At 30.6% G+C, this 14,252-nt stretch carries 15 protein-coding genes; all 15 read right to left on the bottom strand.

Annotated elements, in window-relative coordinates; all coding sequences use genetic code 11:
* Positions 1 to 60: 60 nt before the first annotated feature.
* The 15 genes from ACRDBA_RS15960 to ACRDBA_RS15890 all read right to left on the bottom strand — a co-directional run bounded on the left by ACRDBA_RS15960 (position 61) and on the right by ACRDBA_RS15890 (position 14,097).
* Positions 61 to 462 (bottom strand): type II secretion system protein, encoded by a 402-nt coding sequence (locus ACRDBA_RS15960; protein ID WP_438573919.1) that lies wholly within the window; start codon positions 460 to 462, stop codon positions 61 to 63.
* A 160-nt stretch (positions 463 to 622) separates the two neighbouring features.
* On the bottom strand, positions 623 to 2,248 hold the full coding sequence (gene groL / locus ACRDBA_RS15955) for a chaperonin GroEL (protein WP_438573918.1): 1,626 nt from the start codon (positions 2,246 to 2,248) through the stop codon (positions 623 to 625).
* A gap of 14 nt (positions 2,249 to 2,262) precedes the next feature.
* Complete coding sequence (gene groES, locus ACRDBA_RS15950; RefSeq protein ID WP_438573917.1) at positions 2,263 to 2,547, bottom strand: co-chaperone GroES; 285 nt, start codon at positions 2,545 to 2,547, stop codon at positions 2,263 to 2,265.
* Between the two features lie 269 nt (positions 2,548 to 2,816).
* Entirely contained in the window at positions 2,817 to 3,518 is a 702-nt protein-coding gene (locus tag ACRDBA_RS15945; protein ID WP_438573916.1) for a TVP38/TMEM64 family protein, read from the bottom strand.
* Between the two features lie 38 nt (positions 3,519 to 3,556).
* Positions 3,557 to 5,050, bottom strand: coding sequence for a 4Fe-4S dicluster domain-containing protein (locus ACRDBA_RS15940; RefSeq protein ID WP_438573915.1), 1,494 nt, complete (start codon positions 5,048 to 5,050; stop codon positions 3,557 to 3,559).
* A 122-nt stretch (positions 5,051 to 5,172) separates the two neighbouring features.
* Entirely contained in the window at positions 5,173 to 6,510 is a 1,338-nt protein-coding gene (locus tag ACRDBA_RS15935; protein WP_438573914.1) for a class II D-tagatose-bisphosphate aldolase non-catalytic subunit, read from the bottom strand.
* Between the two features lie 25 nt (positions 6,511 to 6,535).
* A complete protein-coding gene (locus ACRDBA_RS15930) occupies positions 6,536 to 7,393 on the bottom strand; it encodes a tagatose bisphosphate family class II aldolase (protein WP_438573913.1) in 858 nt (285 codons plus the stop codon).
* 29 nt (positions 7,394 to 7,422) lie between these two features.
* On the bottom strand, positions 7,423 to 7,860 hold the full coding sequence (gene agaF / locus ACRDBA_RS15925; protein WP_438573912.1) for a PTS galactosamine/N-acetylgalactosamine transporter subunit IIA: 438 nt from the start codon (positions 7,858 to 7,860) through the stop codon (positions 7,423 to 7,425).
* Between the two features lie 26 nt (positions 7,861 to 7,886).
* Complete coding sequence (locus ACRDBA_RS15920; protein ID WP_438573911.1) at positions 7,887 to 9,050, bottom strand: SIS domain-containing protein; 1,164 nt, start codon at positions 9,048 to 9,050, stop codon at positions 7,887 to 7,889.
* Positions 9,051 to 9,140: 90 nt separating this feature from the next.
* Complete coding sequence (locus ACRDBA_RS15915) at positions 9,141 to 9,869, bottom strand: GntR family transcriptional regulator (RefSeq protein ID WP_438573910.1); 729 nt, start codon at positions 9,867 to 9,869, stop codon at positions 9,141 to 9,143.
* A 208-nt stretch (positions 9,870 to 10,077) separates the two neighbouring features.
* A complete protein-coding gene (locus tag ACRDBA_RS15910; RefSeq protein ID WP_438573909.1) occupies positions 10,078 to 10,896 on the bottom strand; it encodes a PTS system mannose/fructose/sorbose family transporter subunit IID in 819 nt (272 codons plus the stop codon).
* Positions 10,886 to 11,650, bottom strand: a complete 765-nt coding sequence (gene agaW, locus ACRDBA_RS15905; RefSeq protein WP_438573908.1) for a PTS N-acetylgalactosamine transporter subunit IIC — start codon at positions 11,648 to 11,650, stop codon at positions 10,886 to 10,888. The genes ACRDBA_RS15910 and agaW overlap by 11 nt, the downstream gene beginning before the upstream one ends.
* A gap of 89 nt (positions 11,651 to 11,739) precedes the next feature.
* Positions 11,740 to 12,216, bottom strand: coding sequence for a PTS galactosamine transporter subunit IIB (gene agaB / locus ACRDBA_RS15900; RefSeq protein WP_438573907.1), 477 nt, complete (start codon positions 12,214 to 12,216; stop codon positions 11,740 to 11,742).
* A gap of 241 nt (positions 12,217 to 12,457) precedes the next feature.
* Complete coding sequence (locus ACRDBA_RS15895) at positions 12,458 to 13,018, bottom strand: hypothetical protein (protein WP_438573906.1); 561 nt, start codon at positions 13,016 to 13,018, stop codon at positions 12,458 to 12,460.
* Positions 13,019 to 13,140: 122 nt separating this feature from the next.
* Positions 13,141 to 14,097 carry an N-acetylglucosamine kinase gene (locus ACRDBA_RS15890; RefSeq protein WP_438573905.1) on the bottom strand — a complete coding sequence of 319 codons (957 nt, stop codon included), beginning with the start codon at positions 14,095 to 14,097 and terminating at the stop codon, positions 13,141 to 13,143.
* Positions 14,098 to 14,252: the final 155 nt, after the last annotated feature.

The raw sequence follows: 14,252 nt of genomic DNA, 5'->3' as shown, positions 1-14,252 counted from the left end.
TACTCCTTTTTAATAAATAAAACTCCTTTGATAACCCAAAGGAGTTTTTTATTATGTCAATTAATTATTTATGTCAGTAACACTTTCAAATTTACCATCTGAGCTCAGTGTTATCTTATTTTTTTCTGTATCAACAATTTCTTTGCAAGTTGCAACAGTGACAGTATGGTCTATCTTATTTATCTTATCCTGATCTAAGATACCTCCTGATTTATTGATTACATCAGATATTGTTGAATTCTCATCAAGTGAATTATTAGTCTTAATATTAACTGATTCTAATGCAACTATTACATCTCTAGCTTGTTGAACAACTCCTACTTTTCTAGCTTCTTGGATATAACCCGTAATATTTGGCACTAGCACCGCTGCTAATATTGCTATTATAGCCATAACTGCTATTAGCTCTATCATTGTAAACGCCTTTTTCTTTTGTTTCTTTTTGTCATTTCTCATTGTCATTTTACAACCTCCTTTAAAAATAATTCTTTTGTATTATTTCTACTTAGTTGGAATTTTATTCAATTTATTTCTAATTTTTTCGATTTTTTTATTTCATCCTTTACCATTATACTAAATAAAAAAAGGACTTGCATTAGCAAATCCTTTTTGTAACCATATTTTAATACATTCCATCCATTCCCATTCCTGGTGCTCCTGCCATTGGAGATTCCTTTTGAGGAATTTCAACAACTGCAGCTTCTGTAGTTAAGAATGTTGAAGCTACTGATGATGCATTTTGAAGTGCTGATCTTGTAACCTTAGTTGGATCTACTATACCAGCCTTTATCATATTTACATATCCACCATTTAAAGCATCATATCCAATGCCAACTTCACTATTTTTAACCTTTTCTATAATAACTGAACCTTCTACACCAGCATTAGTTGCTATTTGTCTCATAGGCTCTTCTAAAGCTCTTACTATTATATTTATACCTACTTGTGTATCTGCAACATCTGAAGTTAATTTAGCAACTTCATTTATTACATTTACATATGCAGTTCCACCACCTGGAACTATTCCTTCTTCTACTGCTGCTTTAGTAGCTGCTAAAGCATCTTCTATTCTTAGCTTTCTTTCCTTTAATTCTGTTTCTGTAGCAGCACCAACCTTTATAACTGCAACTCCACCAGCTAACTTAGCTAATCTTTCTGTTAATTTTTCTTTATCAAATTCTGAAGTTGTTTCTTCAATTTGAGATTTTATTTGAGTAATTCTATCTTGAATATCTGCTGAATCACCCTTACCATTTACGATTGTAGTGTTTTCCTTTGTTACTTTTATGCTTTCACATTGCCCTAACATATTAAGAGTTACTTCTTTAATATCTATTCCTAACTCTTCAGCTATAACTGTACCACCAGTTAAAGTAGCTATATCTTGAAGCATTTCTTTTCTTCTATCTCCAAAACCAGGTGCCTTTACAGCAACACAAGTAAATGTTCCTCTCAATTTATTAACAACTAAAGTAGACATTGCTTCTACTTCTATATCCTCTGATATTATAAGAAGCTTTTTGCCTGCTTGAACTATTTGTTCTAATATAGGAAGTATTTCTTGTATATTACCTATTTTCTTATCAGTTATAAGTATTAATGGATTTTCTAAAACAGCTTCCATTTTTTCTGTATCTGTAACCATATAAGGTGATACATAACCTCTATCAAATTGCATACCTTCAACTACATCTAGCTCTGTACCCATTGATTTTGATTCTTCAACAGTGATAACACCTTCGTTACCTACCTTTTCCATAGCATCAGCAATTAACTTACCTATTTCTTCATCTGCTGCTGATATTGCTGCAACTCTTGCAATATCTTCTTTTCCTGCAACTGGCTTAGAAATATTTAATATTTCATTTACAGCCTTATCAACTGCAGTTCTTATTCCATTTCTTATTAACATAGGATTTGCCCCTGCAGTTACATTCTTTAATCCTTCTCTTATTATAGCTTGTGCTAAAAGTGTTGCTGTTGTAGTACCATCCCCTGCAACATCGTTTGTTTTTGTTGCAACTTCCTTTACTAATTGAGCTCCCATATTTTCATATGGATCTTCCAATTCAATTTCTCTCGCAATTGAAACTCCATCATTAGTAATTAGCGGTACACCAAACTTCTTATCTAAAATAACATTTCTTCCCTTTGGTCCTAATGTAACCTTAACTGTATTTGCTAACTTGTCTACACCTACTTGCATAGATCTTCTTGCTTCTTCTCCAAACATAAGCATTTTTGCCATATATATTCCCTCCCTTATTCAACTATTGCTAAAATATCTTCTTGTTTTAAAATTGTATATTCTTCACCATTAACTTTAACTTCTGTTCCTGCATACTTTGAATAAAGTACTTTATCTCCTATTTTTACTTCCATTTCAATTCTTTTTCCATCTGAAATAGCCCCTGGTCCTACTGCAACAACTTCAGCCTCTTGTGGTCTTTCCTTTGCAGTTCCTGTTAAAACTATTCCACTTTTTGTCTTTTCTTGAGCCTCTAATTTTTTTATTACAACTCTATCTGCAAGTGGTTTAATACTCATATAAAACCCTCCTCCTATTTATTTTAAAATTATCTTATATCTATATTTTAGCACTCATTAACTACAAGTGCTAATAAAATTATAATAATATTTGTAAATTATTTTTTCAAATCTTTCTAGATATATTATTGCCTTATAAATTATAAATATTACCAATTGACTATAATTATTTCTATTTTTCTCACTTTTACTTTAATTTAGTAATGATTTTATTTAAATAAAAAACTTATTATCACATAATGATAATAAGTGATTTATTTCTGACTTATTTACTTTTCTCCGTAATTACTTATAAACTTCTTTCCTTTTATAATGCTTAATAAAAATACAATAACACTAATTACTGCAATACAAATTAGTAATACTATATTTTCCTTCGATATCTTATCACCAAAAAAATTTGATAAAAATAACGCTGGTATTCTTCCTACCATTGATATAAATATAAACTCTCTTAATGTAAGGTTCGTAACACCACATATGTATCCTAATATATCCTTTGGTATTCCAGGTATTACATACATTATAAAAACAAGTTTCTTAAACTTAGTATGATCTCTTTTAATATCTTCTATCTTTCTAAATATCCACTTATCATCTTTAAAAACTATCTTCTCTACAAACTTCTTTCCTAATAACCTAGCTACCATAAAGCTAAATACACTACCAATTAATATGCCTATAAAAGATAATATGAATCCTAGGAATGATCCAAAGATATATCCCCCAGCAATTTGAACTAATTCACCCGGAATAAAGAATATTATTATTTGAGCTACTTGCAATAATATGTATGCAATAAACGAATAATTTCCATATCCAAGTATAATATCTCTTATAGCTTCAGGACTTTTTAATATATGATAATATTTAATGAAGTATTCATAAAAGCAGGCAGCAAATACCACTAATATAATAAGTAGTATTATTTTACTCTTATTTTTCCCTATAAACTGCTTAAATTTGCTCATATATACCACCTACTTTCCAATATATTATATTTATTATACTATTTTCTATCTAAATTGACATCATTATATTCCTTAATTTTAGTATTCTCTAATATTGTTTTTTTAGTACTTTGTGAATTTATTTTATTAAATTGCCCCTTAGACTTCATTGATGTTACAAGAGTACCTGCTCCATTTATACAACCACCTTCGCACATCATCCCTTCTATAAAGTTGCCTCCTAGCTTACCTATTTTAGCCATAGTCATAGCTTTTTTTATTTCAGCCCCACTAGATGCCTTAACAGGTCTAAAATCAATCTCTAGTCCATTTACCCTAACATAATTTTCAATAGCAGCTGTTAATCCTCCATGAGCACCAAATCCTCTACCAAAAATAGATGCTTCATCTACTACTTCATCCTCGCATTTTTCTATTTCTACATCAAATGCATCTAATAATGCTAATAATTCCTCAAATGTTAAGACATAATCAATAGCATCCTTTATACTTTCTCTTACTGCTTCACTTTTTTTAGCAGTACATGGTCCTATAAATACTACTTTTGCATCTGGATCATTTTTCTTTATATATCTTCCTGTCGCTATCATCGGAGATACTGTACCTGATATTTTAGTTTCCTCAGAAGGAAACATCTTTTCAATATAGCTTAAAAAACCCGGACAGCAGGAATTAGTCATATAGCTATCTCCCTCTTCCATTCTTTCTATAAACTCATTACTTTCATGAACAGTAACTGCATCTGCCCCACATGCAGCTTCAACCATATCTGTAAACCCTAGTTTTTTTATAGCATTTTTAATTTGTCCATAAGATACCTTATTTCCAAATTGACCTGTTATAGCCGGTGCAACAACAGCATACATCTTTCTACTTCTTCCTAATCTCTTCGCAACAGGAACTATTAAGCTCTTGTCTGAAATAGCTCCAAAAGGACACGCTGACATACATGCTCCACAGTTTACGCACTTTTCTTCCTTTATCATAGCTCTTCTATCATGTGGATTTATGTCTAAAGCGCCTGTAGGACATACTCTTTTACAAGGTCTCATAACTTCTGCAATAGCATCATATGGGCATACTTTTTTACACATTCCACATTCTTTACATAATTCTTGATTTATATACGCTCTTCCAGCAACATAAGTAATTGCTCCAAAATTACAAGCTTCATGACATTTATGTGCTAAGCAATTCCTACAAGAATCAGTTACACTAAACTTATTAATAGGACATCTATCACAAGCTGCTTCAATTACATAAATTATTTGATCATCTTCTCTTATATCTACAAATTCTTCGTCTACATTATCACCATTAGCTAAAAACCCAGCTGCTAACTTAGATCTTTCTAAAACTATCGCTCTTTCTTTATAGACACAACATCTATATAATGCAGTATCACCTTTTATTACCTCATAAGGAATCTTTTCTATTTCTTCAACTGTTACATTGTCATCTTTAGCAAGCTTTGCTACCTCTGTTAAAACCTCATGCTTTAATTTTTTTAATTGTGTTTCAAATTGAAACATATAATCTCCCCCCATTTTTTATTCTCAATATAATTTTAGTCTTTTACATAATAATCTATTACTAATAAATTAAAAAAACCTAAGCAAACTACGTCTACTTAGGCTTTCTAATTAATCTCTTGTTAGTTCATTTGTAATACTTTTTGGTTTTCTATTGCATATATATAATCATCTATATACTCACCAATTCTATCTTTTAATAATGCTTCAGCTGTAAGCTCTAATTCATTATTTCTGATTTTTTTGTATTGAGTATGCATATATTGACTTACTAAAGTTAATGGAATTTCTATTTTACTTAGATTATCCATTAATTTTTCTAATGCAAAGTTTACTTCCTCTTGAGGTAAGTAATATCTACATCTATCTGATAAACCAAATATTCTATCAATCTTTACCTTTTCATTACTTCCTGAATAGTGATTTTTCCAGTTATTCGGATTTTTTATCATACTAAATTCAAGAATATCTCTAAATTTAGAAATTTCAAAATCAGGATTATATTTTAATAATTCTTTTTCCATTGCGTCTAATGCAAATGCACCTTCTCTAAATCCGTAAGTTAACGCTGGTCCAACTTTTAAAATTATATATCCATCTTCAACCATTTCTTTTAAAGCTGTAGGTGTTTGATAGTCTGTAGAATGTGCTTCAAACGCTAACTCTGGATAATCAGTTAATGCTGTGCTTAATTCGCTTGCAGCCTCTCTATTATATCCCCAAACTTGCTCACTACCAAATTCTACACCTGGTTGTACAACTACTCCTACTACATACTCCCATGAGCTTCCTACTCCATGTTTTTCAAAAGCATCTTTGAAAGTATCAATTGTATTTTTGAAGTTTCCTACCTTAGTTACAGATATTCCTTCTTCTTCCTCTTCTTCAACTTGAGCTCCTCCCGGTATAGGAACTTCACTACCTATTACATATACTGGATGAACAGCATCTGCATTTACTTCTAATAATTCTGAATATGCATTTTCAGCAACTGAACATAATGTAGCTGCTCTATCTGCTATTAAATCATCATTAAAGTTTCCATTTTCCATATCACCCTTTATAGGCATACTTGTATCTAAGTGAATTTTTGTAAATCCAGCTAAAACATATTCTCTTATTAATACTTTAGAGTTTTCCATAGCTTGCTCTGGATCTAACTTAGTCCAAGTTAATGGTCCTAAGTGATCTCCACCAAGAATTATTCTTTCCTTAGGAAAATTATTTTTCTCTGATAAATCATATATATAATTAACAAAATCCTTTGGAGTCATTCCTGTATATCCACCAAACTGATCCACTTGATTTGCTGTAGACTCAATTAATAAATGAGTGTCTCTATCTCTTAATCTTTCCATAGCTGCTTCAATTACATATTTGTTTGAGCAACATACAGAAACTATTCCTATGTTTTCTCCATCTTTATATCTTGTAACTATCTCTTTAATTGGATGTATCACAAAATCACCTCTCATAAAATTCTAATTATGCTCTACCATTACTTCCACATACCATTATTTTATGTGCAACTATAGCCTTCATAGCTTCCTTACCTGGTGTCATGTACTTTCTTGGGTCATTAGCTGTTGGGTTTTCTATAAAGTACTTTTTAACAGCATCTGAGAATGGTATTTTTAAATCTGTTGCTACATTAACTTTACAAATTCCTAATGATATAGCTTTTTTAACTAATTCATCTGGAACATCTGAAGCTCCATGTAACACTAGTGGAACATCTACTACAGCTCTGATTTCTTTTAATCTATCGAAATCAAGCTTAGCTTCACCTTTGTATAATCCATGAGCAGTTCCAATAGCTATAGCTAATGAATCTATTCCTGTCTTTTCTACAAACTCTTTAGCTTGTTCTGGATTAGTGTACATAGCATCTTTTTCATCTACAACTAGATCGTCTTCTTGTCCACCTAATCTTCCTAATTCTGCTTCTACTGTAGCATCGAATCTATGTGCATATTCAACGATTTCTCTTACAGTTTTTATATTATTTTCAAAATCTTCATGGGAAGCATCTATCATTGTTGATTTAAATCCTAAATCTACATAGTGCTTAATTGCTTCAACATCCTCATAGTGATCTAAATGTATTGCTACTGGTATATCATATTTTTTTGCTGCTACTTCAGCCATTGCTACTATATATTCTCCACCTGCATAAACAATTGTTGAAGGTGTTCCTGCTAATATTACTGGTGACTTTAATTCGGCTGCTGTTTCTACAACAACTTGTAGTGTTTCTAAGTTATGAATGTTGAATGCAGGTACTGCATATCCTTCTCTTTGTGCTTTCTTTAACATTTCTCTAGTTGATAATATATTTCCCATTACTAATCTCTCCCTCTGTTTTTTATATATTAAATTCCGTCAAATTCGTTTATTTCTTCTTCTTGTATTTCTTTTACAGATATTGCAAATGGCTTAACTGCATTTACTCCAGAATTTATAGCAAAGTCTACTAAGTCTGCTACTTCCATTCCATCTCTACATAATGCAACTTCTAAAACCATTCCTAAGTTAGTTCCTGCAACTACACCAATTTTCTTTTCTTGTAATTGTTGGCTTAATATAGCTGATACCTTAAATGGTGATCCCCCAACTAAGTCTGAAAGAACTATAACTTCATCTCCTAAAGTTGACATAGCTTCTTTTATTTTCACTTCTAAAGTTTCTGTATTATCATCAGCAGTAAAGTCAATTCCTATTAAGTTTTCTTGAGTCCCTGCAATTAGTTCTAATGAACTTAATAATCCTGTTGCAAAATTTCCATGTCCTGTTACTATTACGCCTATCATCTTATATCTTCCTCCGTGAAATAAATTTATTTATTATAAGGGTGTATTGTTACACCTTGAACTACTCTATTAACTGTTCCATCTGGTCTTGGATTATCAGGTGAAATTCCTAATTTTAATGAGCTAAATAATCCAAATACTTGTCCAAATAACATATAGTTAAATACTGTATAAACTTCTGGAACTTCTTTTCCACCAATTTCTAAGTATTTATCACATAATCCATTTAACTCATCATTAGCTTTATAGCTTATAACTGCTAACTTATGGTTTCCTGAATCACCATGGATTTCTCTTATTAAATCCATATCATAAAGATTTGTGTACTCATTAGTTGAATTCATGAATATTACTAAAGTGTTTCCATCGATTATTGATTTTGGACCGTGTCTAAAACCTAATACTGATTCACAAACTGTAACAGTTTGTCCACTTGTTAATTCAAGATTTTTAAGAGCCATTTCTTGACATAATCCTTTTAAAGCTCCTGATCCTAGGTAAACTACTCTTCCACAGTTAAAGTCAACTAAAGCTTTAACATCTTCCCACTTATGCTCTAAAATATAATTTCCTTGTTCTGCTACTGCTTTAACATATGCTTTATTTTCTTCTAAATTTTTAATATCAAATACTAATAATGAAGCTAATAACATACAGCTAAATGAGCTAGTCATTGCAAAACTCTTATCATTAGTTTCTTCTGGCATTAATAAGCAAAGGTTATCTTCACTTTGTCCTGCTTTCTTAGCAAGTTGTCCATCTTTATTACATGTAATAACCAGTTGAGCTATGTCTTTAACATTCTCTTCGAATATATCGTATGCTCCAACACTTTCAGGACTATTCCCTGATCTAGCGTAAGATACTAATATTGTCGGAGTATCTTCTTCAACAAACTCATGTGGATTTGAAACTAAATCAGTAGTTGCTATAGCTTCTACTCTTAGATTTAACTTTTTAGCTAAGTATAAGTAAATGCTATCTCCAACGTAATCTGATGTTCCAGCACCAGTTAATACTATTCTAGTATTGCTCTTTAACTTTTTATTTAAAAAACTTTCAATTCTTTCTTTATTTTCACTTACGATATCATAAGTTTTTTCCCACATTTCTGGTTGTTGTCTAATTTCTGTTGCTGTAAATGTTGCACCTAATTCTTGTAATCTTTCTCTAGTTAATCCAAAAAACATTCTCAATACCTCCTAAACTGTTAATGTCATCATTACCAGTTGTTATAAAAAAATTTTAGTTTTATTTATTTTATATAAGCAATATTTTTATTACTTATTGTTTAACTGTACTCTATACTTAAATTTATCTCCACGAGCGATACCTACTGTATATTCAATTAGCTTAGTGTTATCATAAGTGAATCTTTCTATCTTTAAACTAGGTGCTCCCTCTGAAATTTCTAAATAAATACTTTCTAATTTACCTGTTAAAATTGGTTCAAAATACTCTTCTGCTGATGCCAATTTAATATTAAACTCATTCATAAAAACATCATACATTGGCTTTTCTTCTAATTGAGCTTTTGTTAACCCTTCAAATGTATTAAATGGTAAATATGTTACCTCATACATCATAGGAATTCCATCTGCTTTTCTTATTCTCGTAATCTTATACATTAATTCGTCCTCGTGCACTTTATATACACGTGATACTTTGTCTCCAGCATGTGCAATCTCAAAGGATATAACTTCTGATGTCGGTTCTTTTCCTAGCTTTTTCATTTCTTCTGTAAATGAATAAAATGACATTAAATCTTGATTTAATCTTTTTGGTGATACAAAAGTTCCTTTTCCATGAATCTTATAAATGTATCCATCTTTTTCAAGTTCATCTAAAGCTTGTCTAACCGTTGTTCTACTTACATCATATGTGTCGCAGATCTCTCTTTCTGAAAGCAACTGTTCATGCTCATCCATATTTTTATTGATCTTATTAATTAATATATCCATCAACTGTAAATATAGTGGAGTTCGTGAATTCTTATCAATGCTATTCATTTTGTTATCACCCCATTATTCTATTGATAAATTATAACATATAATATGGAATATATCTAAACATTCATATAGAACTGTCTATATTCATAATATTAACAATTTTCATTGCAATTTGTCAAATACTTTTTAAAGTATTTTTTATATTTTTAAACTTAAATTTAAAGGCTTATACTTAACTATTAATTAAGTATAAGCCTTGTTTAAAATCTTATAATATTCCTACTAATTTACCAACTATACCAAGTATTATTGTTACTAATATTAACATAACTGGTGATTTACCTTTCTTAAGTAAAGCGTACATTAAGAAAGTATATCCTAGTGGTAAAAGATTTGGCATTACTGCATCTAAAACACCTTCTTGAAGTGCAACTTCTGCTTCACCAGCTCTAAGAACTAATGTAGTCTTTAAGTTAACCATTGAAGCTATAAGTCCACCAACAACTGTTAAACCAACAATTGAAGCAGCATGTGAAATCTTTTTAGTTTGTTCTTTTAATGTAGATATAGCTTTAACACCAGTGTTGTAACCATAGTTCATTAAGAAGAATCTTAATCCAAAGTGAAGTATGTTAAATAATACTAAGAACACGATTGGTCCAGCAATATTACCTTCCATAGCTAATGATGCACCGATACCAACAAATATTGGTAAAGCTGTTAACCAGAATAATGCATCTCCGATACCTCCAAGAGGTCCCATTGTAGCAACCTTGATTGCTCTTATAGTATTTCTATCTTGTTTACTTTCTTCCATTGATATTACTAGTCCCATTATGAATGTTACTAGGAAAGGATGTGTATTGAAGAATTCCATATGATCTTTCATTGAAGCTGATAAGTCTTCTTTGTTTGTATGAATCTTCTTTAATCCTGGTAATAAAGAATATAACCATCCACAAGCTTGCATTCTTTCATAGTTGAATGATGCTTGTAATAATAATGATCTCCAAGCCATTTTGTTAAGATCTTTTTTAGTTATTACTTTTTCTGTACTTGAATTTTTGTATCCTAAATTAGATTCCATCTTCATACTCCTCCTTTACAACTTGTACGCTTTGACCACTCTTTGCATTGTAGTCATATAATGCAATACATAATCCGATTAAAGCAAGTCCTAAGATTGGAACGTTGAAGTAAGTTACTAATACGAATCCACCTATTAAGAAAGCAACATATTCTTTCTTTAACATAATCTTTAATAACATTGCAAATCCGATTGCAGGCATCATTCCTCCAGCAACTGATAAACCATCAATTACTACTGTTGGAATCATTTCAACTATTGTTGTAGCTTTGTCTGCACCAAAGAATATTGGTAAGAAACCACAGATGAAGTATGAAATAAATAATACTACTAATCCCATATAGTTGATTTTGTCTATTCCAGCTGTGTTTGCTTCGTCAGAATATTTATCTGCCGTATGCATTACTGGTGAGAATGCTGTGAATAATAAAGTTATTCCAGCTTGTGCAGCTACTGCAAATGGAACTGCAATACCGATTGCTGCTTGAGGATCTAAGTTTCCTAGTATAGCTATACTAGTACCAATTATACCTCCAATAACAACGTTTGGTGGTTGTGCACCAGCAAGTGGTACCATCCCCATCCATACAAGTTCTAATGAAGCACCAACAATAAGTCCTGTCTTCATGTCCCCTAAAATAAGTCCTACAATAAGTCCTGTAACTATTGGTCTGTGTATGTGAGTTAACCCATCGAACATGTCGATCCCAGCAATACCAGCCCAAAGTCCAATTAATAAAGCTTGTACTAACATTTTTTCTCATCCTCCCTTTAATACTATTTTTATAGATATATGATTTAAAAAAATGAAAACTAATTAAAAAATATGTTTAAAGCTATTACTTAAATAACTGCATTTAAGTCTATTTCTGGTCTTTCGTCTGGAACTCTTCTTTGTTCTACTTTAACTCCAAGGTCCATAAGTCTTCTTAAAGTCTTTCTATCATCAGCATCAACTGAAACTGTTGAAGAAATTTGTTCTTTACCTTCACTAAAATGCATGTTTCCGATATTTAGTTCTTTTACTGGAACTCCACCTTCAACTAATCTTAAAACATCTTGTGGTGTCTTACATACTAAGAATATTTTTTGCTTAGGTGATGCTTTATCTATTACTTTGATTGTCTTCTCGATTGTAAAGAATCTAGTTTGAATTGCGTCTGGAACAACCATTTCCATTAAATTTTGTTGTACAGGATCATTTGCAACTGCATCATTTGCAACTAATATTAAGTTTGCTCCTAAATGATTTACCCAAGTTACCCCTACTTGTCCATGAATTAAACGATTATCTACTCTTGTTAATAATATATTTGGCATAACTGCACCTCCATAAAATCTTTACCTTTTAGTTTTTGAATGGTAATTACCACCCAATTACATTGTAAAGGTTTGCTGAGAAATTGTCAACCATTTTATGTATTTAAATTCTTCTTTTTACAATTATGTTTGTATTTTCTGTTTTTTCCTACATAAGTAGATTTTTTTCACTCTCTAAACCTTTACTTTTTAAATTTTTTTAATATTTTTTGTTAATATAAAGAATATGTTGTATTAACTGTTAATTACCAGTTGGTTGCTTTACTCTAAAGAACATTAAATAACTAAGTATGTTTATACTAGAAATTAATATTAAGAATACCCATGTAAATTCTATTGATACTAAGCTCATAATTAGCATATATAAAACTGTACTAGTTATAAACATCATAACCAACATCCATTCTCTCATGCTCTTTTGACTCTTATTTAATATTTCCATCATTTGCTTTTCAGTAATATCTTTTCCTTCGTACTTTTTAGCTAATGTATTAGCTGCAATTGAAGTAGTTACTTTTTTACTTATAAAATCTCCTATAAATATTATAAATACACCTGATATAGCCACTACAAATAATTGATAATTAGATATATCTATAGAAACTAGCATTGATATAAGCTTAAATGCTAAAAATAGACTACCTCCAACTAATAAAAAGATCGGTGCTGCAAATAGTAAAATCATAAATGCGTATTTCATATTTTCTTTCAATGCTTTTTCCTTATTAATCACTGATGTAAATACTAATGTTCCTACAAAAGCAAATAATATTATTCCTAATGTTAATATAATATATTGCATATTACTCATCCCCTTTAGTAAATTTATATGTTGTTAATTTCTCTTATATAACTACTTATATCGCTATTTTTAAAATATTATTATAAAAAATAGAGGTTTTTAATTACCTCTATTTTTTATTTTTAACCTTCCATTATTTCTTTATAATTTAAAGGAATATCATTTCCACCTAATTTATACGCTAATAATGCAGCTCCATTCCATGGCTCTAGTTCTGGTTCTTGAATTTTGCATTTTAATCCTGCTTCTTCAGTCATTCTTGTTAAAGGTTCAAGTATATGTCTTCCAGCCTTAAATACTCCACCAGTATATGAAACTACAAATTCTTCAGTAAATTCTAATGTTTTTGATAATGACTTAATATGTTTAAATAAATTCTCTGCTGCTTCTTCAAATATTCTCTTAGCTGCCGGACACCCTTCTTCTGCTGCTAAGAAACATACCTTAGAAAATCCTGCAAGTTGCGTTCTATCTTGCTTTAATCTATTAAATACTATGTCAACTATTTCAAAATCATAGCTTATATTGTATTCTTTTTCTAAAATATCTACTAAAACAGTTTTTTCGTTTCTTCCATCTTTTTGTTTTGTATATTCATTTATTGTTCTAATTCCTATCCAATATGCACTAGCATCATCACCTATACCAGGCCCCCAACCACCGCATCTAGCTAACTTTCCAGCTTCATTTCTTCCATAAGCTATACTTCCTGTTCCTGCAACCATATTAATCCCCGGTTTACACGCAGTTCCTGCTGCCCAACCATTAACAGCATCATTATCTATCATATAAGGAACTTCTATAACTTCTTTAATTGCTTCATCTATTTTAATTTTATCTTCTTGACTTTCACCATATCCTGGAACACCTGCAAAAACAAATGCAATCTCCTTAGCTTCTATACTAGCTTCTTTACATAAATTAGATATGTTTGTTGTAATTTCTTTTTTTAATCCCTCTATACCAACTTGATGAATATGAATAGTAGTGCTTTCACAATCTCCAACCTTCTCTAATTTATCGTTTACAAGTAGGTAACGAGTTTTTGTTCCTCCACCATCAATCCCTAAATAATACATTTTTGTACCTCCAATAATCTCTCATAAATATAACAGCTTGTACTAAATATTTTGCTTTTTATATTAAAAATTTACACCTTACTCGGAAATTTCAAAATATTCATACTGTACCTTTATTATACCTCCACTTTTTAACATTTCCAACATTTTTTTAT

Origin of the sequence: Clostridium sp. (assembly GCF_051654825.1) — a bacterium.
Lineage (GTDB): Bacteria > Bacillota > Clostridia > Clostridiales > Clostridiaceae > Clostridium.
The sequence above is the reverse complement of the archived record's forward strand: the minus strand, read 5'-3'. Positions and strand labels throughout refer to the sequence as shown.

Bases quoted from the DNA above. Each gene is read 5' to 3' on its own strand.
- ACRDBA_RS15960 (WP_438573919.1), bottom strand. From the start codon at position 462: ATGACAATGAGAAATGACAAAAAGAAACAAAAGAAAAAGGCGTTTACA.
- groL (WP_438573918.1), bottom strand. From the start codon at position 2,248: ATGGCAAAAATGCTTATGTTTGGAGAAGAAGCAAGAAGATCTATGCAA.
- groES (WP_438573917.1), bottom strand. From the start codon at position 2,547: ATGAGTATTAAACCACTTGCAGATAGAGTTGTAATAAAAAAATTAGAG.
- ACRDBA_RS15945 (WP_438573916.1), bottom strand. From the start codon at position 3,518: ATGAGCAAATTTAAGCAGTTTATAGGGAAAAATAAGAGTAAAATAATA.
- ACRDBA_RS15940 (WP_438573915.1), bottom strand. From the start codon at position 5,050: ATGTTTCAATTTGAAACACAATTAAAAAAATTAAAGCATGAGGTTTTA.
- ACRDBA_RS15930 (WP_438573913.1), bottom strand. From the start codon at position 7,393: ATGGGAAATATATTATCAACTAGAGAAATGTTAAAGAAAGCACAAAGA.
- agaF (WP_438573912.1), bottom strand. From the start codon at position 7,860: ATGATAGGCGTAATAGTAACAGGACATGGAAATTTTGCAACAGGATTA.
- ACRDBA_RS15920 (WP_438573911.1), bottom strand. From the start codon at position 9,050: ATGTTTTTTGGATTAACTAGAGAAAGATTACAAGAATTAGGTGCAACA.
- ACRDBA_RS15915 (WP_438573910.1), bottom strand. From the start codon at position 9,869: ATGAATAGCATTGATAAGAATTCACGAACTCCACTATATTTACAGTTG.
- ACRDBA_RS15910 (WP_438573909.1), bottom strand. From the start codon at position 10,896: ATGGAATCTAATTTAGGATACAAAAATTCAAGTACAGAAAAAGTAATA.
- agaW (WP_438573908.1), bottom strand. From the start codon at position 11,650: ATGTTAGTACAAGCTTTATTAATTGGACTTTGGGCTGGTATTGCTGGG.
- agaB (WP_438573907.1), bottom strand. From the start codon at position 12,216: ATGCCAAATATATTATTAACAAGAGTAGATAATCGTTTAATTCATGGA.
- ACRDBA_RS15895 (WP_438573906.1), bottom strand. From the start codon at position 13,018: ATGCAATATATTATATTAACATTAGGAATAATATTATTTGCTTTTGTA.
- ACRDBA_RS15890 (WP_438573905.1), bottom strand. From the start codon at position 14,097: ATGTATTATTTAGGGATTGATGGTGGAGGAACAAAAACTCGTTACCTA.